General features: G+C 48.2%; 15 protein-coding genes and 1 other annotated feature. Of the genes, 9 read left to right on the forward strand and 6 right to left on the reverse strand.

Features of this window, described 5'->3' with window-relative positions; genetic code table 11:
* Nucleotides 1-133 precede the first annotated feature (133 nt).
* The 7 genes from FNY66_RS04005 to rpoC all read left to right on the forward strand — a co-directional run bounded on the left by FNY66_RS04005 (nt 134) and on the right by rpoC (nt 14,837).
* Nucleotides 134-1,537 (forward strand): Wadjet anti-phage system protein JetA family protein, encoded by a 1,404-nt coding sequence (locus FNY66_RS04005; protein WP_190324772.1) that lies wholly within the window; start codon nt 134-136, stop codon nt 1,535-1,537.
* A gap of 59 nt (nt 1,538-1,596) precedes the next feature.
* Nucleotides 1,597-2,235, forward strand: coding sequence for a DUF4194 domain-containing protein (locus tag FNY66_RS04010; RefSeq protein WP_087150333.1), 639 nt, complete (start codon nt 1,597-1,599; stop codon nt 2,233-2,235).
* Nucleotides 2,192-5,572 carry an SbcC/MukB-like Walker B domain-containing protein gene (locus FNY66_RS04015; protein WP_087150334.1) on the forward strand — a complete coding sequence of 1,127 codons (3,381 nt, stop codon included), beginning with the start codon at nt 2,192-2,194 and terminating at the stop codon, nt 5,570-5,572. Before FNY66_RS04010 ends, FNY66_RS04015 begins: the two co-directional genes overlap by 44 nt.
* A gap of 78 nt (nt 5,573-5,650) precedes the next feature.
* Nucleotides 5,651-5,794, forward strand: a sequence feature (ribosomal protein L10 leader region).
* Between the two features lie 75 nt (nt 5,795-5,869).
* Entirely contained in the window at nt 5,870-6,436 is a 567-nt protein-coding gene (gene rplJ / locus FNY66_RS04020) for a 50S ribosomal protein L10 (protein WP_087150335.1), read from the forward strand.
* A 114-nt stretch (nt 6,437-6,550) separates the two neighbouring features.
* Nucleotides 6,551-6,928, forward strand: coding sequence for a 50S ribosomal protein L7/L12 (rplL, locus tag FNY66_RS04025; protein ID WP_087150336.1), 378 nt, complete (start codon nt 6,551-6,553; stop codon nt 6,926-6,928).
* 287 nt (nt 6,929-7,215) lie between these two features.
* Entirely contained in the window at nt 7,216-11,079 is a 3,864-nt protein-coding gene (gene rpoB, locus FNY66_RS04030; RefSeq protein ID WP_150310362.1) for a DNA-directed RNA polymerase subunit beta, read from the forward strand.
* A 17-nt stretch (nt 11,080-11,096) separates the two neighbouring features.
* A complete protein-coding gene (gene rpoC / locus FNY66_RS04035) occupies nt 11,097-14,837 on the forward strand; it encodes a DNA-directed RNA polymerase subunit beta' (protein WP_150310363.1) in 3,741 nt (1,246 codons plus the stop codon).
* 74 nt (nt 14,838-14,911) lie between these two features.
* Here rpoC and FNY66_RS04040 read toward each other — a convergent pair whose 3' ends face one another.
* The 6 genes from FNY66_RS04040 to murC all read right to left on the reverse strand — a co-directional run bounded on the left by FNY66_RS04040 (nt 14,912) and on the right by murC (nt 21,647).
* Entirely contained in the window at nt 14,912-15,619 is a 708-nt protein-coding gene (locus tag FNY66_RS04040; protein WP_087150339.1) for a response regulator, read from the reverse strand.
* Nucleotides 15,612-16,691, reverse strand: coding sequence for a sensor histidine kinase (locus FNY66_RS04045; RefSeq protein WP_087150340.1), 1,080 nt, complete (start codon nt 16,689-16,691; stop codon nt 15,612-15,614). The genes FNY66_RS04040 and FNY66_RS04045 overlap by 8 nt, the downstream gene beginning before the upstream one ends.
* A 73-nt stretch (nt 16,692-16,764) precedes the next feature.
* Complete coding sequence (locus FNY66_RS04050) at nt 16,765-17,949, reverse strand: ribose-phosphate pyrophosphokinase (RefSeq protein ID WP_087150341.1); 1,185 nt, start codon at nt 17,947-17,949, stop codon at nt 16,765-16,767.
* Complete coding sequence (locus FNY66_RS04055; RefSeq protein WP_150310364.1) at nt 17,949-18,947, reverse strand: ATP-binding protein; 999 nt, start codon at nt 18,945-18,947, stop codon at nt 17,949-17,951. Before FNY66_RS04055 ends, FNY66_RS04050 begins: the two co-directional genes overlap by 1 nt.
* A gap of 12 nt (nt 18,948-18,959) precedes the next feature.
* Nucleotides 18,960-20,015: a DnaD domain protein gene (locus FNY66_RS04060; protein WP_087150343.1), complete on the reverse strand. Its 1,056-nt coding sequence runs from the start codon at nt 20,013-20,015 to the stop codon at nt 18,960-18,962.
* A gap of 255 nt (nt 20,016-20,270) precedes the next feature.
* On the reverse strand, nt 20,271-21,647 hold the full coding sequence (gene murC / locus FNY66_RS04065) for a UDP-N-acetylmuramate--L-alanine ligase (RefSeq protein WP_150310365.1): 1,377 nt from the start codon (nt 21,645-21,647) through the stop codon (nt 20,271-20,273).
* 248 nt (nt 21,648-21,895) lie between these two features.
* Here murC and FNY66_RS04070 point away from each other — a divergent pair, with 248 nt between their 5' ends.
* Complete coding sequence (locus tag FNY66_RS04070) at nt 21,896-23,170, forward strand: glucose-1-phosphate adenylyltransferase (protein ID WP_087150345.1); 1,275 nt, start codon at nt 21,896-21,898, stop codon at nt 23,168-23,170.
* Complete coding sequence (glgD, locus tag FNY66_RS04075; protein ID WP_150310366.1) at nt 23,167-24,285, forward strand: glucose-1-phosphate adenylyltransferase subunit GlgD; 1,119 nt, start codon at nt 23,167-23,169, stop codon at nt 24,283-24,285. The genes FNY66_RS04070 and glgD overlap by 4 nt, the downstream gene beginning before the upstream one ends.
* Nucleotides 24,286-24,397 lie beyond the last annotated feature (112 nt).

Below are 24,397 nucleotides of genomic sequence, written 5' to 3' on the forward strand. Positions count from 1 at the left end.
GGGGGTCTTTTTTTTGTCCTGTTTTCATCCCCGGGCCGGGATGCGGCGGCTTTACACTTCGTGAATGCGCGTGGTATAATTATCGCGCACCCTGCGGCTTTGCCGTACGACGGTGGAATGACAGGAGGATATAATGAGTCTGATCAACAGAATTCCCCATGATTTCTATAAATTATTCACAAGTAAATATACAGAGTATTATATGACCTTCCTTGTGGCGATCTACGATGCCATGGAGCAGTCCTACTCGGTGCTTGGCCTGACGGAGAAGGAGTGCAGGGCCGTGATGAATGAAAGAATTGCTTCGGCGGCGATTTTGTGGGACGCGGAGAATTACGATGAAGACGGAGTGTTCCTCACGCGGTCTAATATGGCGTCCGTCTGTCTGAAGCACTTTGAAGACTGGGGCTGGCTTAAGCAGGACTATGACGAGACGCTGAACAGCTATGTGGTCACATTTCCTGAGTACAGTCAGATGTATGTGGAACTTTTTGCACGCCTGCTGGACGAGAGCGACAGCCAGGAACGGGAGAGCGTCCTTGCGATTTACAGTTATCTATATACATACAGTGTAGATGCGGAAAAGAACAATGAGATTTTGAAAAGTGCGCTGAATGCATCCAAAAGGCTGGTGCGTATGCTGGTCAATATGCAGGACGGCATGAGGGAATATTTTGATGAACTTTCCCGCCAGAAGGATTTTAAGGGAATACAGGATGTGCTTGTCAAAGAGATCAATAACAGCGACAGCCGCAAGTATGCGATCCTTACGACAACGGACAGTTTTTACCGGTATAAGGAAGCGGTCAGGGAACTGATCGTGAAAAATCTGGATGAAAATGAAGCGCGCAGAAGGCAGAAAGAAAGAGAACTGACCGCTCTGGAGCCGGGGACGCCGCCTTTTGTGAGGTGCAGCCGTGCGATAGGGCTCTGCGACGAAGCGGCGGATATCATGTTCCGGATCGAGCGGCAGTCGGACGTGATTGAGAGAAGATACAATAAGCTGATCGAGCAGAAGACTGTGTTTGCGGGACGGGCGGCGGCGCGCATTCGTTATATTATGCAGGAGGGGGCCGATGGCGATGACCGCACGGCTGTTTTTGTCAGTCTCCTGGGCAGGAGCGGCAGGAAAGATGAGATTGTGGAAGCGTTGGCGGAGCGTGTAGGAATAAGCGCTCCGCATCATCTCATGTCACCGGACAGCCTGTATATGAGAAGAGCATCCGGCAGGGAGGAGTTTGCGCCTCGGGCTGTGGAGCAGGAGAGCGGAGCCGGACCGGAAGAGATGGATTCGTTTATCCTGAAGCCCCTTTATACCCGCAGAGAAATTGACACATTCCGCAAAAAAAATGAGACGGACGGCGTGTTCCGGGTGAATGCTGATACCGTGCGCAGTGTGGAGGATCTGGAGAAACTGTTCTTTGTGTGGCAAGAGGCAACCGAGAAGGCTGAGAGCGGCGGAGATATCGAATTGGGAGAGGAACAGGAAAACAGTTCCGGCTTCAGGTACTCTTCGCTGACCATCCGCGGCGGATGAACGAAGAGCTGACAGGCCGGGACAGAGGAATATCCGGTGGACTATGAAAGGAAAAGGTTATGTTTACATATCTGGAAGAACTGACAGTAACAGAGGCAGAGCAGGTGAGGAAGACTGTGCAGGCGCTGTTCCGGCAGAGCTGCATCCTGCAGGTGAAGTATGATCCGGCCACACTGACGCCAAGGGACAACCCGCAGTATGAGATCTGCGCAAGACACAGAGTGTTTATTGAAAATTATATCGAAGTGCTCGGATGCGAACTGGTTCATGACGCGCAGGAACATGTTTTCCGTCTGACCGGCGAGCATATGCCCAAAGAGAAACTGAGCCTTACAAGTACAGTGATCCTGCTTCTTGTAAAACTGATTTATAGAGACCGGATCATGGGCGAAGGACTGAATGCCCCGGTCACAACTTTGAAAGAAATCCGTGAATATGGAAAGAACACGAATCTGATCACGGAAAAGCTGACGCAGGCGCAGTGGAGGGAAGCGCTCTATCTGATGCGGATGCATCAGGTCATAGATCTGCCCGGCGCGGTGAGGGATGTAGAGGATGAGACTCCGATCTATATCTACAGTACCGTCAACCTTTATGTGACGGCAGCGGATATCAACGCGCTGATTGAGGAATACAGAGGAGAGGGGGAAGAGGATGAGGCAGCCGAAGAAATTATTTACCAGAATTCTGATCAATAACTGGGGCGGGATCAGCCATAAGATCCTCGATCTGAACGAGTATGTGAACCTTTTCAGTGGAAAGAGCGGATCTGGAAAATCCACCGTCATGGATGCGATACAGGTTGTGCTCTACGGCAGTGTATCCGCCAGCTTTCTGAATAAGGCGGCGGATGATTCGAAAAACAAACGAAGCGTGCTCAGCTATCTCAGAGGGGCTCAGAAAGACGGGAGTGTGAACAGAGCGGGTATGGATTTCTGTTCCCAGATTGTGATGGAGATCGAGGATACGGGGACGCGTATTGCGACCTGTATCGGAGCTGCGTTTGAGGTCGGACGGAATGATTCGGAGCTGAGGCGCTACAATTTTTTCAGTCATTCCGGACGGATGCCGGAGGATGAATATCTGGCGGACGGCGTGCCCTATACCATCGATCAGATACGAAAGCTGGCGAAAGAACGCTCTGTCAGCGTGGATAACAGAGGACACGGGGATGTAAACCGTGTTTATCCGTCAAAGGAAGCCTATCTGAATACACTTTATGAAGTGATTTTCGGCTGCGTAGAGCCGGGGCGGATGATCACCATGGAAAAGAGCGCGATTGCGTTGCGGATGTCAAATGGCACAGGGCAGTTTATCCGGGATTATATGTTTCCGAAGAGCAGGGAGAATACTGTGGCCGTGATCAGCGAGCAGCTGGGAGCTTACCGGGAGATCCGGGAACGCGTGGAGGATCTGGAGAAACGCATCGGGATGCTGGATGCGGTTCATGCGGCAGATCTGGAGCTTACCGGCGTCAGGGCGGATAAACTGCATTCGGAGACTATTCTCAGATACATCGACATTGAGGGCTGCAGAGCAAAGCTTGCCTCCCGCGGCGATGATCTGGAACGGGCGAAAGAAGCCTCGGTACGGGCGCAGCAGAGACAGGCCGGTGTTCAGGAAGAACTGACAGCTCTAAGAAACCGCCTTATCGATGTGAAAGCGGAGCTTAAGAATAGTGATTATGGTCAGAAGCAGCAGGAGCTTCAGGAAATGGAGCATACGATTCAACTGCTTGCAGACAGTTCGGCGGACTGGCGCAGGATTATAAACGGGCTGAAATGTTGGGAGGAAGATGAAACCGCGACCGATTATGTGAGTAACCGCGCTCTGCAGCTGATTGATGATTTTGCACGGGGCGAGGTGACAGAAGAAGCCTGCGGCGAATTGCGGACTCATCTGAAAGCGGCGATGGACAACATCTCAGAAGAACTGGCAGATACGGCGGTGTCGATCCGGGAGACGACAAAAGAACTCCGGGAAAAAGAAGAAGCGCTGGAAGATATGAACAACGACAGGAAGCCTTATCCGAAAGAGCTGAAGGAAGCGAGGCAGCTGCTCCAGAGCGCGCTGAGCGACCGGTATGGCAGAACGATCCATGTACATATCCTTGCTGATCTTTTTGATATTACTGATGAAAAGTGGAAGAACGCAGTGGAGGGCCGGCTTGGCCGGCTGAAAAAAAGCATGATCACCGAACCGGCCTATGCGCTGGATGCGGCGAAGATCTTCCGGAAGATGAAGCGGTATGAGGAGGCGGATCTGATCAACAGCGCCGCAATAAAAAGAGAGTCGCCTGCGGCAGAGAAAAACTCTCTGTACGAGGCGGTGCATACGGATCTGGACTATGTGGACTGGTGTCTGAAACGGTATCTCGGCAAGATCCGGAAATGTGAGACGGTGGAAGAACTGGACAGTGTGCGGGATGGTGTAACGCCGGACTGTTACTCTTACAGCAACTATATATTCCGTCATCTGCGCAGCAGAGATTACAGAAAAGGCGCCTGCATCGGGACAAGGATATCGAAAGCCAGATTAAGGGAACTGGCGGATGAGATTGAGAGTCTCCAGGAGCATCTGATCGGCGAGCGCCAGAGGGAGGCGTCTCTGAAGGATGCCCAGAAGTATGAGGCATTGAGCCAGGATACCGGACAGATACTGAGACTTTCCTCGGCTGCGGATGAACTGGAGGAATATTACCGGAAGCAGGAGAAACTCCGGAGAGAATTGCGGGAACTGGAAGACGGAACAAGGACTGCCGAGCTGAAGAACGAACAGGAAAAGCTGGAAACGGATGTTGCAGAGAAAGAAAAAAACGCCAGGGATATTCAGAAAGAGCAGATCCGCCTTGGCGGAGTCGTTGAGGCGGCGGAGCGCGATATTCAGGATCTGAAGTCGAAGCTGGATGAACTTACGACCGGATTTGTAGAAAATGAGAAATTGACGGAAGAGGTAACCGCGGAGATCGCAAAACGTTCGGAGGCGTCTTACCGGCAGTCGGTGAAAGCGCAGTTTGACCGTCTCTCTGAAAGAGAGGAAGAACTTGTTGATGAACGGACCATTGCGAGAAATCATTTCAACAGAGAATATCCGGCGTACGGTTTCACCGGCGTAGAGCATTCCAACGAAGTATACGATCAGGTGCTGGAGCGCTGCCGGAAGGATTTCGAGCCGAAGTATAAAGAAGAATTCCGGAAGCAGTATGAGCTTGTCTATCATTCCCTGAGGGACAATGTAATCGCCACTATACACGGGGAGATCAAGGCGGCTTACCGGCACAGGAGAGACATCAACCGCATGCTCTCGAAGATTCGTTTCTCAGACAGTATCTACCAGATTGATATTCTTCCAGCCAGAAATGAGAATGGTCAGTTCTATGATATGCTGATGGCTCAGGAACTGGACAGCAAGGTAATCGACAATGACGGTATAGACGGTCAGATGAGCCTGCTGGAGGATGATTTCTTCCGGAAATACGAGCAGAAGATCCGGCTGCTCACGGAGAAGTTTATGCCTCTGAGAGAGGAGGACAGCCAGAACCGTGAGAAACACCGGCAGGAGATGGAGAAGTTCGCCGATTACCGGAATTATCTTACTTTCAGTATGTATGAGCAGGTGATCGATGAAAACGGAGTTGAGAAAAAGAATTATGTGGACGATATGGCGGGCGTAGACTCGGGAGGAGAAGGACAGAACCCGAAATATGTGGCGCTGCTCGCGGGATTTGCCATGCTGTATATGCAGCAGACCAGCCGCGATCCGAAGATCCGGCTTGTACTCCTCGACGAGGCATTTTCCAAGATGGATAAGGAGCGAAGCGAGGTGTGTCTGCGGTATGCCAGAGAACTGGAACTTCAGCTTATTGTCTGTGTGCCGGACGAGCGTCTCCAGTCGCTGATTCGTAATGTGGACAGTGTCTACGGATTCCGGCGGTTTAAGAATCAGATCAGTATGATGCATATCGATAAAGGACATTATCTTGAGATGATAGAGGGAGATGATACAGATGGAGAGCCTGCTGCCTGTAAAAAGTGAAACTGTTCGGAAAAAAGGATGTTACGAAAAAACGGAAAAAAATGTAGAAAATACTTGACAAAATAAACTTCGGGTGTTATTGTAATACAGCAACTGCCGAAGACAGTAGGTGCTGTAAAGCGTAAGGGTCAAAACGCCTACCGAGGAGAGTCAGATTTATTACGAAAGTATGAATTTACAAACCTCTGTGTCTTTGCGGCGCAGAGGTTTTTTACTTTGGCAGTACACGCACTATGTAACAGCTCCCCCTGATGGCTGAACTGTTACAGCAAAATTTATAAGGAGGTGTACCAGAAAGTGGCAAAAGTTGAATTAAAACAGCCGATCGTAGAGGCAATCGCAGAAGAGATCAAAGACGCTCAGTCAGTTGTGCTTGTTGATTACCGCGGACTTACGGTAGCTCAGGATACAGAGCTTCGTAAACAGCTCAGAGAAGCCGGCGTGGTATACAAGGTATACAAGAACACGATGATGAAGAGAGCTTTTGAAGGAACTGAATTCGAAGGCCTTGAGAGCTGTCTGGAAGGACCGAGCGCTATCGCGGTATCCAAAGATGATGCGACAGCACCGGCAAGAATCCTGTGCAATTTCGCTAAGGACGCACCGGCACTGGAACTCAAAGGCGGCGTTGTGGAAGGAAATGTCTATGACGTAGCAGGACTTACAGAACTGTCCAAGATCCCGTCAAGAGAAGTACTTCTCTCCAGACTGCTTGGAAGCATGCAGTCACCGATTGCAAACTTTGCGCGTGTTATTAAGCAGATCGCTGAGAAAGACGGCGAGGCGGCACCGGCAGAGGAAGCTGCAGCTGAGACAGCAGAAGCTCCGGCAGCTGAAGCAGCAGAGGCACCGGCGGCAGAATAAGCGCGGACGCGCATATGGATGTGTACAGAACTGTGCATGACATGAATATCGGCAGGGTGAAAACCTGCAAAACAAAATGATATGAGAAAATAAGAAAAATGGAGGATATCAAAAATGGCTAAATTGACAACAGCTGAAATGATCGAAGCGATCAAAGAGTTATCAGTATTAGAGTTAAACGAGCTTGTAAAAGCTTGTGAAGAAGAGTTCGGCGTATCTGCAGCAGCAGGCGTTGTAGTTGCAGCAGCAGGCGGAGACGGAGCTGCAGCAGCAGAAGAGAAAGATGAGTTTGATGTAGAGCTTGTATCTGCAGGTTCTTCCAAGGTTAAAGTTATCAAGGCTGTACGTGAGATCACAGGTCTTGGACTGAAAGAGGCTAAAGAGCTCGTAGACAACGCTCCGAAGGTAGTGAAAGAGGCTGTTTCCAAGGCTGAGGCTGAGGAGATCAAAGCTAAACTTGAGGAGCAGGGTGCTGAGGTTAACCTGAAATAATCAGTCTGAAAATCATTCGGGCATGTGTGTCTGAGATGAAGAGATATGCGGGGCCGTGGAAGAAAACAAACTTCTGCTGCCCCGTATGTTATTAAAAAAGGCGTATGATATCATATCTGCCGAAAAATGTCAAGAAAAAAACAAAAATACTTGTTGACAACAAAAAGAGCTTTGTGATATAGTAAAAAATGCACTATTATGGAAAGGTATGCCATATTAGCGGGGAGTATTACTTTCACATGGCTCTTTTCATATTTGTATAGATTAACAAGAGGAGTGAAACGTCAATGGAGAAAAACAGGATCCGTCCCATTAAAACCGGAAACAGCTTCCGCATGAGCTATTCCAGGCAGAAGGAAGTATTGGAGATGCCCAATCTCATTGAAGTTCAGAAAGATTCCTACCAGTGGTTTCTTGATGAAGGTCTCAAAGAGGTGTTCGATGATATTTCCCCGATCTCAGATTTCAGCGGTCATCTGAGTCTGGAATTTGTGGATTTCACACTCTGCGAAGATGATGTGAAATACACGATAGACGAGTGCAAAGAGCGCGATGCGACTTATGCGGCACCCTTAAAAGTAAGGGTGAGGCTCCACAACAAAGAGACTGATGAGATCAATGAACATGAAATCTTCATGGGAGATCTCCCGCTGATGACTAAGACTGGAACTTTTGTCATTAACGGGGCAGAGCGTGTCATCGTCAGCCAGCTTGTGCGTTCCCCGGGTATCTATTATGGCATTGCCCATGATAAGCTCGGAAAGAAACTCTATTCGGCGACTGTCATCCCGAACAGAGGTGCATGGCTTGAGTATGAGACTGACTCCAATGACGTTTTTTATGTACGTGTAGACCGGACGAGAAAGGTGCCGATCACAGTGCTGATCCGTGCCCTCGGTATCGGGACAAACGCGGAGATCGTGGAGCTGTTCGGAGAGGAACCGAAGATTCTGGCAAGCTTCGGAAAGGACACTGCTGAGAACTATCAGGAGGGTCTTTTAGAGCTGTACAAAAAGATCCGTCCCGGCGAGCCGCTGGCAGTGGACAGCGCAGAAAGCCTGATCAACAGTATGTTCTTTGATCCGAGACGTTATGATCTGGCGAAGGTAGGACGTTATAAATTTAATAAGAAACTGATGCTCAGGAATCGTGTGACGGGACGCATCCTGGCAGAAGATGTCGTAAGCCCGCTGACAGGCGAAGTGGTGGCAGAAAAAGGGACAAAGATCACCCGTGAGATCGCAGATCAGATCCAGAATTCTGCTGTGCCGCATCTGTGGGTAGAAGGAGAGGATGCTTCCAGAAATATCAAGATCCTTTCCAATATGATGGTAGACCTTCAGGCGGTCGTAGATATTGACCCGAAAGAGGTCGGTGTGACAGAGCAGGTTTACTATCCGGTACTTGCAGGAATCATCGAGGAATCCGCGGGAGATATCGACGAGATGAAGCGCATGATCAAACGCGACATCCATGATCTGATTCCGAAGCATATTACAAGGGAAGACATTCTTGCTTCCATTAACTATAATATCCATCTTGAGTATGGCATCGGAAATGATGATGATATCGACCATCTGGGCAACCGTCGTATCCGTGCGGTGGGCGAGCTGCTCCAGAATCAGTACAGGATCGGTCTGTCCAGACTTGAGAGAGTCGTACGCGAGCGTATGACGACGCAGGATCAGGAGGGAATCTCACCGCAGTCACTGATCAATATCAAACCGGTGACGGCAGCAGTGAAAGAGTTCTTCGGATCTTCCCAGCTGTCCCAGTTCATGGACCAGAACAACCCGCTGGGCGAGCTGACACACAAGAGACGTCTCTCCGCTCTCGGACCGGGAGGTCTTTCAAGAGACCGTGCGGGATTCGAGGTGCGTGACGTTCACTATTCCCACTACGGAAGAATGTGTCCGATCGAGACTCCTGAGGGTCCGAACATCGGTCTGATCAACTCTCTTGCATGCTACGCAAGGATCAATCAGTACGGATTTATCGAGGCTCCGTACCGCAAAGTAGATAAGACAGATCCGCAGAATCCGCGAGTTACGGATGAAGTTGTTTATATGACAGCGGACGAGGAAGATAACTATCATGTGGCTCAGGCGAATACGCCTCTGGATGAGGAAGGACATTTTGTCCACAAAAATGTATCCGGTCGTTACCGCGAAGAGACACAGGAATATGAAAGAAATAAATTTGATTACATGGATGTATCCCCGAAGATGGTATTTTCCGTGGCTACAGCCCTGATCCCGTTCCTGCAGAACGACGATGCGAACCGTGCCCTCATGGGATCAAACATGCAGCGCCAGGCCGTGCCGCTTCTTACAACAGAAGCTCCGGTAGTCGGAACAGGTATGGAAGTAAAAGCTGCTGTTGACTCCGGTGTATGCGTGGTTGCAGAGCAGGCGGGAACTGTTGAGAGCTCCACATCCAAGGAGATCGTGATCCGCCATGAGGACGGAACAAAGCAGTCCTATAAACTGACAAAATTCCAGAGAAGTAACCAGAGCAACTGCTACAACCAGAGACCGATCGTCAACAAAGGCGATGTGGTAGAGGCAGGACAGGTTATCGCTGACGGACCGTCTACTTCCGGCGGAGAGATGGCTCTCGGAAAGAACCCGCTCATCGGATTTATGACATGGGAAGGTTACAACTACGAGGATGCCGTTCTCTTAAGTGAGAGACTGGTACAGGATGATGTTTATACTTCTGTTCATATTGAAGAGTATGAGGCAGAGGCAAGAGATACAAAGCTCGGACCTGAGGAGATCACAAGAGATATCCCGGGCGTGGGTGATGATGCGCTGAAAGATCTGGATGAGAGAGGTATCATCCGTATCGGTGCAGAAGTGCGCGCAGGAGATATCCTTGTCGGAAAGGTAACTCCGAAGGGAGAGACAGAGCTGACAGCAGAGGAAAGACTGCTCCGTGCGATCTTCGGCGAGAAGGCGCGCGAGGTAAGGGATACTTCCCTGAAAGTGCCGCACGGCGAATATGGTATTATCGTGGACGCGAAAGTGTTTACAAGGGAGAACGGAGACGAACTCTCACCGGGAGTAAACCAGTCAGTCCGCATCTATATCGCACAGAAGAGAAAGATCTCCGTTGGAGATAAGATGGCCGGTCGTCACGGTAACAAGGGTGTCGTTTCCCGCGTGCTTCCGGTAGAGGATATGCCGTTCCTTCCGAACGGACGTCCGCTCGATATCGTGCTTAACCCGCTGGGCGTGCCGTCACGTATGAACATCGGACAGGTACTTGAGATCCACTTAAGTCTTGCGGCAAAAGCACTTGGATTTAATATTTCCACTCCGGTATTCGACGGGGCGAACGAGGTAGATATCATGGATACCCTCGACCTGGCGAATGACTATGTAAATCTTGAGTGGGATGAGTTTGAGAAGAAACACGGAGAAGAACTTCTTCCGGAAGTGCTCCAGTATCTCTCTGACAACAGAGAGCACAGGAAACTGTGGAAGGGAGTGCCGCTTTCAAGAGACGGAAAAGTTCGCTTAAGAGACGGACGTACCGGCGAGTTCTTCGACAGCCCGGTTACGATCGGACACATGCATTACCTGAAACTGCATCACCTTGTCGATGACAAGATCCATGCACGTTCCACCGGCCCGTACTCACTTGTCACACAGCAGCCGCTGGGTGGTAAGGCACAGTTCGGAGGACAGCGTTTCGGAGAGATGGAGGTGTGGGCTCTCGAGGCTTACGGTGCATCTTATACACTGCAGGAGATCCTGACAGTGAAGTCCGACGATGTTGTAGGACGTGTGAAGACTTACGAGGCGATCATCAAGGGCGAGAATATCCCTGAACCGGGAATTCCGGAGTCCTTCAAGGTGCTCTTAAAAGAGCTGCAGTCACTGGCTCTCGATGTCCGTGTACTGCGCGATGACAATACAGAAGTTGAGATCATGGAAAATGTAGATTATGGCGAGACAGATCTGCGCCATATCATCGAGGGTGACAGAAAGTACCGCGATGAGAATGAGTCCTTTGGCGATCACGGTTTCACAGAGCAGGAATTCGTGGGAGAAGAGCTGGAGGATGTTGAGCCCGAAGAAGAGCCGGATGACAGTGAACTCGATGCGATCGAATTTGACGAGTATTCCGGTTATGATGAAAACTAATGGGAGGAGCCATATCTATGCCAAATAACAATGAACAACAATATCAGCCGTTAACATTTGATGCGATCAGAATCGGGCTGGCTTCACCGGAGAAGATCATGGAGTGGTCCAGAGGCGAGGTCACAAAGCCGGAGACGATCAACTACAGGACATTAAAGCCTGAGAAGGACGGTCTGTTCTGTGAGAGGATCTTCGGACCGAGCAAAGACTGGGAGTGTCACTGCGGTAAGTATAAAAAGATCCGTTACAAAGGTGTTGTATGTGACCGGTGCGGGGTTGAAGTCACAAAGTCAAGCGTGCGCCGTGAGCGTATGGGACACATTGCTCTTGCGGCTCCTGTATCACATATCTGGTATTTTAAGGGAATTCCCAGCCGCATGGGCCTGATCCTTGATATTTCTCCGAGAACACTGGAGAGAGTGCTCTATTTCGCTTCCTATATTGTGCTGGACAAAGGCGAGACGGATCTGCAGAACAAGCAGATCCTCTCGGAGGCAGAGTATCAGGAACAGAGAGAAAAATGGGGCAGCGGTGCATTTCGTGTAGGCATGGGCGCTGAGGCGATCAAAGAACTCCTCGAAGCGATCGATCTTGAGAAAGAGTGCGATGAGCTTCAGAAAGCGCTGGAGAATGCAACAGGACAGAAACGTGCCAGAATCGTAAAGAGACTGGAAGTTGTCGAGGCGTTCCTCGAGTCCGGCAACCGTCCGGAGTGGATGATCCTTACAGCAATCCCGGTAATCCCGCCGGATCTGCGCCCGATGGTACAGCTCGACGGAGGACGTTTTGCTACGTCTGACTTAAATGATCTGTACAGAAGGATCATCAACAGAAACAACCGTCTGAAGAGACTGCTGGAGCTGGGGGCGCCGGATATCATCGTGCGCAATGAGAAACGTATGCTCCAGGAGGCGGTAGACGCACTGATCGACAACGGACGCCGCGGCCGTCCGGTCACAGGACCGGGAAACAGAGCGCTGAAGTCCCTGTCCGACATGCTGAAAGGTAAATCCGGACGTTTCCGTCAGAACCTGCTCGGAAAACGTGTTGACTACTCCGGACGTTCCGTTATCGTCGTAGGACCGGAGCTTAAGATCTACCAGTGCGGTCTTCCGAAAGAGATGGCGATCGAGCTGTTCAAGCCGTTTGTTATGAAAGAGCTTGTGGCAAACGGTACAGCCCATAATATAAAGAATGCAAAGAAGATGGTTGAGAGACTTCAGCCGGAGGTATGGGATGTGCTCGAGGAAGTTATCAAAGAGCATCCGGTTATGCTGAACCGTGCCCCCACGCTTCACAGACTTGGTATCCAGGCATTTGAGCCGATCCTTGTAGAAGGTAAGGCGATCAAGCTTCATCCGCTCGTATGTACCGCTTACAACGCGGACTTCGATGGTGACCAGATGGCTGTCCATGTACCGCTGTCTCAGGAAGCACAGGCTGAGTGCCGTTTCCTTCTCCTGTCCCCGAACAACCTGCTGAAACCGTCTGACGGTGGTCCGGTGGCTGTTCCGTCGCAGGATATGGTCCTTGGTATCTACTACCTGACACAGGTAAGACCGGGTGCCAAGGGAGAGGGAATGTTCTTCCGCAGCGTGAGCGAGGCGATCCTTGCTTACGAGAACGGATACATTACCCTGCATTCACAGATCAAAGTACGTGTCTCCAAGACAATGTCGGACGGAACTGTGAAGACAGGAACTATCGATGCAACGCTGGGACGCCTGCTCTTCAATGAAATCATTCCGCAGGACCTTGGTTTTGTCGACAGAGAGGTTCCGGGCAATGAGCTGAAGATGGAGATTGATTTCCATGTAGGCAAGAAGCAGTTAAAACAGATCCTCGAGAAAGTTATCAACACACACGGCGCTACACAGACAGCGGAAGTACTCGATGATGTAAAATCTATCGGATACAAATACTCCACAAGAGCTGCCATGACCGTATCTATTTCGGATATGACAGTGCCGCCGCAGAAGCCGCAGATGATCGAGGAAGCTCAGAACACTGTGGACAGGATCACAAAGAACTACAAGCGTGGTCTTATCACAGAGGAAGAGCGTTACAAAGAAGTCGTAGAGACATGGAAGGCAACCGATGATAAGCTGACAGACGCTCTGCTTTCCGGTCTTGATAAATATAACAACATCTTCATGATGGCGGATTCCGGAGCCCGTGGTTCCGATAAGCAGATCAAACAGCTTGCCGGTATGCGTGGTCTTATGGCTGATACGACAGGACGTACTATCGAGCTGCCGATCAAGTCCAACTTCCGTGAAGGTCTGGACGTACTGGAATACTTCATGTCCGCCCATGGAGCGCGTAAAGGTCTGTCTGATACGGCTCTGCGTACGGCCGATTCCGGTTACCTGACAAGACGTCTGGTAGACGTATCCCAGCAGCTGATCATCCACGATACAGACTGTGTGGGACCGGATGAGGAGATCCCGGGAATGTATGTACACGCATTCACAGACGGAAACGAAGAGATCGAGAGCCTGCAGGATCGTATCACAGGACGTTTCTCCTGCGAGGATATCAAAGACAAAGACGGCAATGTGCTCGTGAAGAAGAACCACATGATCACACCGCGCCGTGCAGAGCGCGTGATCAAGAAGGGTGTGGATGAGAGCGGAGAACCGATCAGCAAGGTTAAGATCCGTACGATCCTTACCTGCCGCTGCAAGGACGGCGTATGTGCGAAATGCTATGGTGCCAACATGGCGACCGGCGAAGTCGTACAGGTCGGAGAGGCTGTCGGTATCGTGGCTGCACAGTCTATCGGTGAGCCGGGTACACAGCTTACCATGCGTACGTTCCATACCGGTGGAGTTGCCGGTGATGACATCACACAGGGTCTTCCCCGTGTCGAGGAGCTTTTCGAGGCAAGAAAGCCGAAAGGACTTGCGATCATCACAGAGTTCGCTGGAAAGGCTACGATCAGCGACACGAAGAAGAAACGCGAAGTTATCGTCACAAACGACCAGACAGGCGAATCCAAAGCATACCTCATCCCGTACGGATCACGTATCAAGATTCAGGACGGCGATATGCTTGAGGCCGGTGATGAGCTTACAGAAGGTAGCGTGAATCCGCATGATATCCTGAAGATCAAAGGGCTCCGTGCAGCTCAGGATTACATGCTCCGCGAGGTACAGCGTGTATACCGTCTCCAGGGTGTTGATATCAATGATAAGCATATCGAGGTCATTGTACGCCAGATGCTCAAGAAAGTCCGTGTGGAGGAGAAGGGCGATTCCGAATTCCTTCCGGGAACGATGGTAGATGTGCTTGAATTTGAAGATGTGAACAAGCAGCTCGAGGCAGAGGGCAAAGAGCCGGCAGTGGGAGAGCAGATCATGCTCGGTATCACAAAGGCTTCTCTCGCTACAGATTCCTTCCTGTCTGCAGCATCCTTCCAGGAGACGACGAAGGTACTGACAGAGGCGGCGATCAAGGGTAAAGTAGACCACCTGATCGGATTGAAGGAGAATGTCATCATCGGTAAGCATATTCCGGCTGGTACGGGTATGAAGAAATACCGTGATGTTACTTTGAATACAGATGCCAATATGGAGCAGGAGCTGAATCTGGATGATGAGCTGGAGATCGACCTCGAAAGCGATTTTGAGGGAGATGCAGCAGATGAGACAGCAGCAGATACAGTTTCAGACGCTGTGACAGCAGAAGAAAGTGAAGAGACTGTTGAGATGCCGGAAGAGACGGCAGAGGATACTGTTTCAGATACAGAAGAATAAATCCTGATTCATTTATAAAGAGGCGCCTGCCGGATTGATTGTCCGGCGGGCGCCTTGCGTATAAGACTTACTATTTATTCTTCTTCATCTTCAGCCATCCGGTATCCTACTCCGACTTCGGTAAAGATATATTTCGGCTGCGCAGGATCATCCTCGATCTTGCGGCGGATATTCGCCATATTTACGCGCAGGATTTTATTGTCGTCATCTGCATAAGGTCCCCAGACATTAGAAAGGATAGAAGCATAAGTGATTACTTTCCCGGAGTTCTGGGCCAGATATGCTACGATTTTGTATTCAATGGGGGTCAGATGTATCTCCTCGCCGTTCACCTTGAGCAGACGTCTGGCAAAATCAAGAGTCATACCGTCGTGCCTGTAAGGCCGGATGTAGAATGTACTGTCGGTCCTCAGTCTGTTGCTGTGTCGAAGAGAAGCCCGCATGCGCGCAAGCAGTTCGGAGGTGCCGAAAGGTTTTGTAATATAATCGTCTGCTCCAAGGTCCAGGGCCAGTACTTTTTCCCGTTCGGCTGTGCGTGCTGAAATGACGATGATCGGGGTGCTGGTCCATGTTCTGACTTCACTGATAAGATCGTCACCGTTCATGTCCGGAAGACCAAGATCCAGAAGGATGATATCCGGGCACTGGGATCGGATCATCTCAAGTCCCTGAGCTCCTGTATCAGCGCAGAAAACGCGATAATCGTGCCGCTTGAGTACTTTGCCCATAAAGGCCTGTATGTTTTTTTCATCTTCTATGATAAGGACTGAGCACTTAGGCATTGTTAAGATCCTCCTTTTCTTTTGGAAGAGTAAAGGTGAACTCTGCTCCGTTGGAATGATTTGCAGCCGTGATCATACCGTCGTGAGCCCGGATGATTGTCTTACAGATGGACAGCCCGATGCCGATCCCTTTATGGCCGTCGGCGGTTTCTGACATTGTCTGCTGCCCTTCAAAGATATAAGGGAGCTGCTTTTCACTGATACCTTTACCGTAATCCCGTACTGTAAATGAGATATATTTCGGATATTCAGTTATCACCAGATCGATCGGCTCACAGCTTCCGGAGTGAACACGGGCATTTTCCAGAAGGTTGATCAGTACCTGTTCAATGAGAGTAGGATCCATGGAAAGCATAAGAAAATTATTTGGCATATTTACCCGGACTTTTATATCTGGCAGTCTTTTTTTTAGACGCAGTATTGCTTCCGAGACAACTTCCTCTACAACTTCAGGAGATTTTTTGACTTTATCTGTATCATTATCCTTGATGCGTGTGACTGTGAGCAGATTTTCTACCATATTAAGGAGCCACTGGGAGTCCTCCTTGATATTAGCTACAAGTTCTGTGCGTTCCTCTTCGGTAAGCTCCGGAGAGTTTTCCAGATAGGATGAAGAGGAGCCGATAATGCTCGTTAGAGGAGTCCTCAGATCATGTGATACGGCGCGCAGCAGATTAGCACGCAGTTTTTCGCGGTCTGCCTCGGCGAGCTCCTTTTCACGTTCGGCAATAGCCTGGCGCTGTTGTTTAAGTGCAGTAGTGGTTGCGCTTGTGATCAGTGAGATCGCCAGCATGCCGATAAAGGTGACAGGATATCCGCTCAGGGAGAAATTGATTCTGAAGTACGGATAAGAAAAGAAATAATTTACTGCAATCACACAGAAGAGTGAAGCGATGATTCCGAACAGGTAGCCTGATGTGTAGAGCGCTGTCAGGATAAGTGCCAGTGTATAGACAATAGTAATATTTGCCACATTTTTATTGCCGAGATAAAAAAAGCCAAAAGATATGGCAGTTGCGGCTGCCAGCATAAGTATGGTAAATGCAGTCTCGGATATAAGTCGTTTTTTCATAATCGTATGATAATCAGAGCGCGCTTTGTCTCAGCGCGCCCGGGAAATATAATATATTCAGAAGCTTATTGTTTTATACAGGTTCGCCGCTTTTGTATTTGCGGAGTACATTCTGGATTCTCTCATTCGGGCTCAGGATAGAGCTGATTGAACCGTCATGATTCAGAGTGTCGATGATAAGGGCGATATATTTGCTCATATCACAGTTGATATAATAAGGTTTGGAAAGAAGCTCCGGAGTCTGATAGATCAGATTAGTTGTCAGTATACCGGTAATGATTCCTTCTTCATATGCCTTGTCGAATTTTTCCATTCCGTTCGTAAACAGACCGAATGTAGCTGCTGCAAAGATCCTGTTGGCTTTTCTGCGTTTCAGTTCTGTTGCGACATCAATAATGCTGTCCCCGGATGAAATCATATCATCTATGATGATCACGTCTTTTCCTTCTACAGAACTTCCGAGAAATTCGTGAGCGACAATAGGATTACGTCCGTTTACTATTCTTGTATAGTCACGGCGTTTGTAAAACATACCCATATCAAGCCCCAGTACATTTGCAAGATAGACAGCACGGTTAGTACCGCCTTCATCCGGGCTGATTGCCATCATGTGCTCACTGTCGATCTTCAGATCTTTTACTGTGCGGAGAAGACCTTTGATGAACTGGTAGGTAGGAGACACTGTTTCAAAACCGCTCAGAGGTATTGCGTTCTGGACTCTGGGATCATGAGCATCGAATGTAATGATATTCTCAACGCCCATCCGCACAAGTTCCTGGAGTGCAAGTGCACAGTCCAGAGATTCACGGGAACTTCTCTTGTGCTGGCGGCTTTCGTAAAGGAACGGCATAATGACATTGATTCGCCTGCCCTTCCCGCCGATTGCTGCTATGATTCTCTTTAAGTTCTGGAAATGATCATCAGGAGACATATGATTAGTTTGTCCGGTCAGTGAATAGGTGACACTGTAATTGCATACGTCCACCATCAGATACAGATCTTTGCCGCGGACAGATTCTCCGATGATTCCCTTAGCCTCACCGGAACCGAAACGCGGAACTTTTGCATTGATCAGATAAGTATCCTTTTCATATCCGGAAAATGCGATGTCATCCTTATATTCGTGCGCGCTTTCGTGACGCCATTTTACAAGATAATCATCTACCTTTTTACCGAGCTCCTCGCATCCGGTCAGTGAGATAAGTCCGAGACTTCCGACGGGTATGTTTTCTAAAATTCGTTCTGTTCGGCGTACCATTAATGTTCCTCCCTGTGTTCTAACTTTTTTCTGATACGTATATCATCACCGATAATCTTCAACAATGCATAATTACTTGTGATTCTGGAAAAGGACCGCTCCGTATAGAGATTGGCAATTGATTCCAGAGACAGGTTTGTTGAGATGATCGTTGATTTCCTGTGTATGAGTCTTTCGTTGATACATGTAAAAAACTGTGCTGTGATAAATGCGTTTGTGTATTCGCTGCCCAGATCGTCAATGATCAGAAGATCACAGTTATATATATAGTCTGTCATATTTCTGGCGTCTACATCGCTCTTGTCAAACTTTGTCTGGGCAAGCGTGTTAAAAAGCTGCGGTGCTGAAAAATAGACGACAGAAAATTCTTTTTCCATGATTTCACGGGCGATACATGTAGAAAGAAAGGTCTTTCCGACACCAACACTGCCATAGAAAAACAGATTCTGAAATTCTTTGCCGAATGTATCAATAAAACGGTGGCAGATTCTCAGTGTGTCTTCCATCATAGCACGGGCACTTCTCCCGGTTGTTTTATCATAAAGTGCAGAGGGATAAAAATCAAGTCTGAAATGTTCGAAAGATGCCTCGGTCGGGAACTCCTTAATATTCGACTGGTCATATAACAGTTGTATGATGGCCTGCTTAAAGCAGTGACATTTCTGATTCCCGATGTATCCGGTGTCTTTGCAGTCCGGGCAGTCATAGATCGGTTTAAGATAATCCTCCGGAAATCCTGCGGAGATAAGCAGCTGCTTTTTGCTGCTGCGCAGGATTTCCAGTTCTTCTTTTAATGATGACAGAGCGCTTTTATCTCCGTTTAAAAGCTTTTTGCCGTATTGGACGGAAAGGATAGAGATTGATTCGTCCAACGACTTAAATTCGGGAAGCTTTGTGTACACTTCTTCGTAGCGGGCAGTCTGAATATCATGATTCTTCTGGCGGATCTTTTCATATTCACGCATGATCGCATAATATTGTGAGTTCTTAAGTGCCATGGATACGCTCCTTTAATTGCTGTTCAATAACTGTTCCTCAAGTGAATCCATATCATAATTACGGCGTTCAAAGTTATTGAGATTTTTAGTCACAGTCCGGGACCTTATGGCAGTTTTCCCGGAACTGCGCTCTTTCTGGTATTCTTCATCCAGGGATGAAACGTCCTTGAGATGACGGATATTTCTGCCGTGCCATTTTGTCAGAATCTTGTCCGCATATTCAAAACTGGGCTGATGAGTCGCTGCAATTGTGCGACGGCAGGCTTCTTCTATAATATCTGGTGCAAAACCATACTCTTCCGCCCATTTTTTTATGTAAGTGAGCTCGGAAGCAGCAGGACCGCGGTTCTTGATTCCGAAAGCATTAAGTACGGTATAGCAGTTTCTGCTGTAGAGTGCAGACTGTTCTTTTGCCTGAGAAATTGTCTCAATACCTGCTTCTGCCCAGGAAAAAGCTACCTTCTGTATATAGTGCATACTTTTATGTCCGTTTTCGACACAGGATTCCAGCAGGTATTCGATCAGATCTGCTGACATGTGCAGTGTATCATAAAAATAGGTAATTGTCTCCATCTCAGTGTGTGTCAGCGTTTTTCCGAGATACTGTTCTGCTATGAAAAGGAGAGATTTGATCTCTTTTTGCGCGCGGAAAGAATCGATAGGAACGGCTTTGCTTTTTGCTCTGGGGGCAGCGGGAGCCTTCCGGGCCGGCGCGGCTGTCTCCTGCGGTGTGTCAGCGGCGGGCTCGGCAACAGAAGTCCTGCCCGGTCTTGCAGTTTTCTGCATTTCCAGTCCTGTGATCCTTCCGTCAGCATCACGCTCAACACAGAGCAGTCCTGCGTTTTCCCAGTAGCGAAAAGCACGCAGAATATCATTTTCGGTATTATTAAGGCAGTCTGCGATCGTGGAGATCGTAATCGAAGAACACGGATCGTCCAGATGGCGGAGCAGAAAGAGATAGACTTTTACGAATTCTCCGTTTGCATCGATCATGTAGTTATCTATAAAATCATTCGGCAGTAAAGTCGCGTTCGTCTGGAATCTGTTCTTCAATGTCAATGTCTTCATAATACGTTTATCCTACTTTCTTTTATGTTACGGCATTTTAAGAGTTTAAAATAGAAAGCGGACTGGATGAATCCGCTTTCCTTGCTTAACTAATAATAGCATTTTATTACCGGTATAAAAAGAACTTTTTCGTGGGTAAGTCTCCCTTTTTTGTAGATAACTATGTGCAGAAAGTGTGGATAACTTCTGTAACGCCGGTAAACACGGTGTTTTTTTCACCGGGTGCGGCTAATTCTTTTATGCAGTAAAATCCTTTTAGCTGAGAAGATCTTCTCCTACGTTCACGATGTCCCCTGCGCCCATGGTGATAAGCAGATCACCGGGTTTGCAGTTCTCTTTTAAAAATGTTTCGATTTCTCCAAAACTCGGGAAATAATGAGTATCTGTGCCGAGCTTTTTTACTTCTTCCGCCAGATCCGCCGAGGAGACGCCCAGTGTGTCTGTCTCGCGGGCAGCATAAATATCAGCCAGCACGAGATGGTCGGTATGGGAGAGCGCTTCGGCAAATTCGTGGAAAAATGCTTTGGTACGTGTGTAAGTGTGAGGCTGGAAAACGCACCATACTTTATCGTGTGGATAATGTTTTGCAGCTTTGAGTGTTGCCGCGATCTCAGTCGGATGGTGTGCATAGTCGTCAACAACCGTGACCCCGTTGAACTCCCCTTTATATTCGAAGCGGCGGTCTGTTCCGGAGAAGGAAAGCAGCCCCCTTTTTGTCACATCCATCGGAATATCCAGCAGGTCTGCCACAGCGATAGCGGACAGCGCGTTGGATACATTGTGATCTCCGGTTACAGACAGTACGATATGATCTGTGTGTTCGCCATGCTTTATCAGGTCGAATGAAACATGGCCTTTTTCATCATAAGTGATATTGTCGGCACTGTAATCAAAGCCGGCCAAAGAGCCGTAAGTTACAACATTGCAGTTAAGCCCGCTGAAGATCTCCTCATAATCTTTAATATCCCCGTTGATGACAAGCGTACCGTCTTCAGGAAGCAGCCCGGCGAACTGATGGAAAGAGTGACGGATATCCTCCAGATCTTTAAAGAAGTCAAGATGATCTTCTTCAATATTTAAGATCACACTGATCTTAGGGAAAAAATGAAGGAAACTGTTTGTGTATTCACATGCTTCAGTGATAAAAGTCTCCGAGTTTCCGACCCGGATATTGCCGCCGATCGCTTTCAGGATGCCGCCTACGGAAATAGTGGGATCCATATTGCCTTCAAGGAGGATATGGGAAATCATTGAAGTTGTCGTTGTCTTGCCGTGAGTACCGGATACTGCGATCGGCGTGTCATAGTTTTTCATGAGCTGTCCCAGCAGTTCCGCGCGTGTCAGCATAGGAATCTTCTGTGCTACAGCCTCAATGAGTTCGGGATTGCTCCGGCTGATTGCTGCTGTGTAAACGACACAGTCTATATCAGGAGTGATATTCTCTGCTTTCTGTCCGTAAGCGATGCGTGCGCCTTCGGATTCCAGCTTTTTGGTGAGCGGAGATTCCTTTGAATCTGAGCCGGATACTGTAAATCCTTCTTCCAGGAGAATTTCGGCCAGTCCGCTCATACTGATTCCGCCGATCCCGATAAAATGAATATGAATAGGTTTTTCAAAATCAATCTTATACATAGGTATTCCTCTTCTCTTTTTTATTCCCGCAGGCAACGAGCCTGGCGGGCATGCGTATTTGACGTTAATAGTTATAAAATACCTCAGCCTACTATATTATACTATATACAGCTGAAATTTAAAGTGGTTCTTTTTTGGGCAAAATCAATAAAAAGTTAAAAAAAAACAAGAAAAAATTGTAAATAATTATTTTCTAAAGACAAATATATGGTATAATAGACGCATATAACTAGAAATGAGGTGACGCAATGTTTAAAAAGGAAATGATTGCCATGCTGTTGGCGGGCGGACAGGGCAGTCGACTCGGGGTTCTTACGGCAAAAGTCGCAAAACCTGCAGTGGCTTTTGGCGGCAAATACAGAATCATTGATTTTCCGCTGAGCAACTGTATTAACTCGGGAATCGATACAGTGGGTGTACTGACACAGTATCAGCCCCTGCGATTGAACACACATATCGGCATTGGTATCCCCTGGGATCTGGACCGGAATGTGGGAGGTGTATCGATCTTGCCGCCCTATGAGAAGAGCTCCAACAGTGAGTGGTATACAGGAACGGCAAATGCGATTTATCAGAATCTGAATTATATGGAAACATATAACCCGGATTATGTACTGATCCTGTCGGGTGATCATATCTATAAGATGGATTATGAAGTTATGCTGGATTTCCATAAGGCTAATAAGGCAGATGTTACGATTGCGGCAATGCCGGTTCCGATAGAGGAGGCAAGCCGTTTTGGTATCGTTGTCACGGACAATGACAGCCGGATCACGGAATTTGAGGAGAAACCGGAGAAGCCGAGCAGTAATCTTGCTTCTATGGGAATCTATATTTTCAGCTGGCCAGTACTTAAGGAAGCACTTATTAAACTGAAAGACCAGCCGAATTGTGATTTTGGAAAACATATCATCCCCTACTGCCACGAGAAGGGGGACAGGCTGTTTGCCTATGAATACAATGGTTACTGGAAAGACGTAGGAACACTGAGTTCATACTGGGAAGCTAATATGGAACTGATCGATATTATTCCGGAATTTAACCTGTACGAAGAATTTTGGAAGATCTACACAAACAGCGCGAATATCCCACCTCAGTATGTCGCGGAGCAGGGGGTAGTGGACCGCTGTATTATAAGTAACGGTTCAGAGATCTATGGTGAAGTACACAGCTCGGTTCTGGGGGGAAGCGTATCGGTCGGCAAAGGAAGCGTGGTACGTGACTCCATCATTATGCAGGGAGTGACGATCGGAGAGAACTGCGTGATAGAAAAAGCGATTATTGCAGAAGATACAGTGATCGGCGATAATGCGGTAATAGGTATCGGAAGCGATGTCCCGAATAAGTCAAAGCCGAATATCTACAGCGGCGGTCTTGCAACGATCGGAGAGAACTCCGTGATACCTGCCGGAGTACAGATCGGCAAGAATACCGCGGTCAGTGGTATAACTGTTGCAGAGGATTATCCGGGCGGTGTGCTTGAAAGCGGAGAGACATTGATAAAGGCAGGTGACAGAGTATGAGAGCAGTTGGAATTATCCTTGCAGGCGGAAACAGCAGGAAGATGCATGAACTGACCGCGAAGCGCGCGGTTGCGGCAATGCCTATAGCGGGCAGTTACAGGGCTATCGATTTCGCACTCAGCAATATGACAAATTCTCATATTCAGAAAGTCGCAGTGCTGACACAGTATAATGCGAGGTCGCTGAATGAGCATCTGAATTCTTCCAAGTGGTGGGACTTCGGCAGAAAACAAGGCGGATTGTTCGTATTTACACCGACGATTACTGCCGATAATGGTTACTGGTACAGAGGAACAGCGGATGCTATCTATCAGAACCTTGATTTTTTAAGAAAATGTCATGAACCTTATGTGATCATTACATCCGGTGATGCAGTATACAAGCTGGATTACAATAAGGTTCTTGAGTATCATATTGCAAAGAAAGCTGATATCACAGTTGTGTGCAAAGAACTCGACCCGAATGAGGATGCCACACGGTTCGGCACGATCCGCATGAATGAAAGCGCAAGGATTGAAGAATTTGAAGAAAAGCCGATGGTGGCACATTCACAGACTGTTTCCACCGGAATCTATGTGATCCGCAGGAGACAGCTCATTGATCTTGTAGAGCACTGCGCTGAGGAAGAAAGACATGATTTTGTAACCGATATCCTGATCCGGTATAAGAACCTGAAGAAGATATATGGTTATAAAATAAACAGCTACTGGAGTAACATCTCAACAGTAGACGCGTATTATCAGACAAATATGGATTTCCTGAAACCGGAAGTCCGCAATTACTTCTTTAAAGAACTTCCGAGTGTTTACTCAAAAGTAAGCGATCAGCCCCCGGCAAAATATAATCCCGGCGCGGTTGTAAAGAACAGTCTTGTAGGCAGCGGAAGTATCATCAACGGAACGGTAGAAAATTCCGTGATCTTCAAGAAAGTATTTGTAGGAAATAACTGTGTGATCAAGAATTCCATTATTCTGAATGATGTATACCTTGGAGATAATACTTACATTGAGAACTGCATCGTTGAAAGCCGTGATACTATCAGGGCAAACACAAGGCACGTCGGTGAAAATGGTGTGAAAGTCGTAGTTGAAAAAAATGAACGATATGCATTATGACCCTGTACTGACAGAGGAGGGCGGCAGGGCCGTAAGGGAGGATTTGGGACTAGACATTTGAGACTTGACATATATAAAACAAACAGGCCCCGCGAAGTAATGCAATAGAGAA

Source organism: Mediterraneibacter catenae, assembly GCF_008691045.1.
Lineage (GTDB): Bacteria > Bacillota > Clostridia > Lachnospirales > Lachnospiraceae > Mediterraneibacter > Mediterraneibacter ornithocaccae.

Bases quoted from the DNA above. Each gene is read 5' to 3' on its own strand.
- FNY66_RS04005 (WP_190324772.1), top strand. From the start codon at position 134: ATGAGTCTGATCAACAGAATTCCCCATGATTTCTATAAATTATTCACA.
- FNY66_RS04010 (WP_087150333.1), top strand. From the start codon at position 1,597: ATGTTTACATATCTGGAAGAACTGACAGTAACAGAGGCAGAGCAGGTG.
- FNY66_RS04015 (WP_087150334.1), top strand. From the start codon at position 2,192: ATGAGGCAGCCGAAGAAATTATTTACCAGAATTCTGATCAATAACTGG.
- rplL (WP_087150336.1), top strand. From the start codon at position 6,551: ATGGCTAAATTGACAACAGCTGAAATGATCGAAGCGATCAAAGAGTTA.
- rpoB (WP_150310362.1), top strand. From the start codon at position 7,216: ATGGAGAAAAACAGGATCCGTCCCATTAAAACCGGAAACAGCTTCCGC.
- rpoC (WP_150310363.1), top strand. From the start codon at position 11,097: ATGCCAAATAACAATGAACAACAATATCAGCCGTTAACATTTGATGCG.
- FNY66_RS04040 (WP_087150339.1), bottom strand. From the start codon at position 15,619: ATGCCTAAGTGCTCAGTCCTTATCATAGAAGATGAAAAAAACATACAG.
- FNY66_RS04045 (WP_087150340.1), bottom strand. From the start codon at position 16,691: ATGAAAAAACGACTTATATCCGAGACTGCATTTACCATACTTATGCTG.
- FNY66_RS04050 (WP_087150341.1), bottom strand. From the start codon at position 17,949: ATGGTACGCCGAACAGAACGAATTTTAGAAAACATACCCGTCGGAAGT.
- FNY66_RS04055 (WP_150310364.1), bottom strand. From the start codon at position 18,947: ATGGCACTTAAGAACTCACAATATTATGCGATCATGCGTGAATATGAA.
- FNY66_RS04060 (WP_087150343.1), bottom strand. From the start codon at position 20,015: ATGAAGACATTGACATTGAAGAACAGATTCCAGACGAACGCGACTTTA.
- murC (WP_150310365.1), bottom strand. From the start codon at position 21,647: ATGTATAAGATTGATTTTGAAAAACCTATTCATATTCATTTTATCGGG.
- FNY66_RS04070 (WP_087150345.1), top strand. From the start codon at position 21,896: ATGTTTAAAAAGGAAATGATTGCCATGCTGTTGGCGGGCGGACAGGGC.
- glgD (WP_150310366.1), top strand. From the start codon at position 23,167: ATGAGAGCAGTTGGAATTATCCTTGCAGGCGGAAACAGCAGGAAGATG.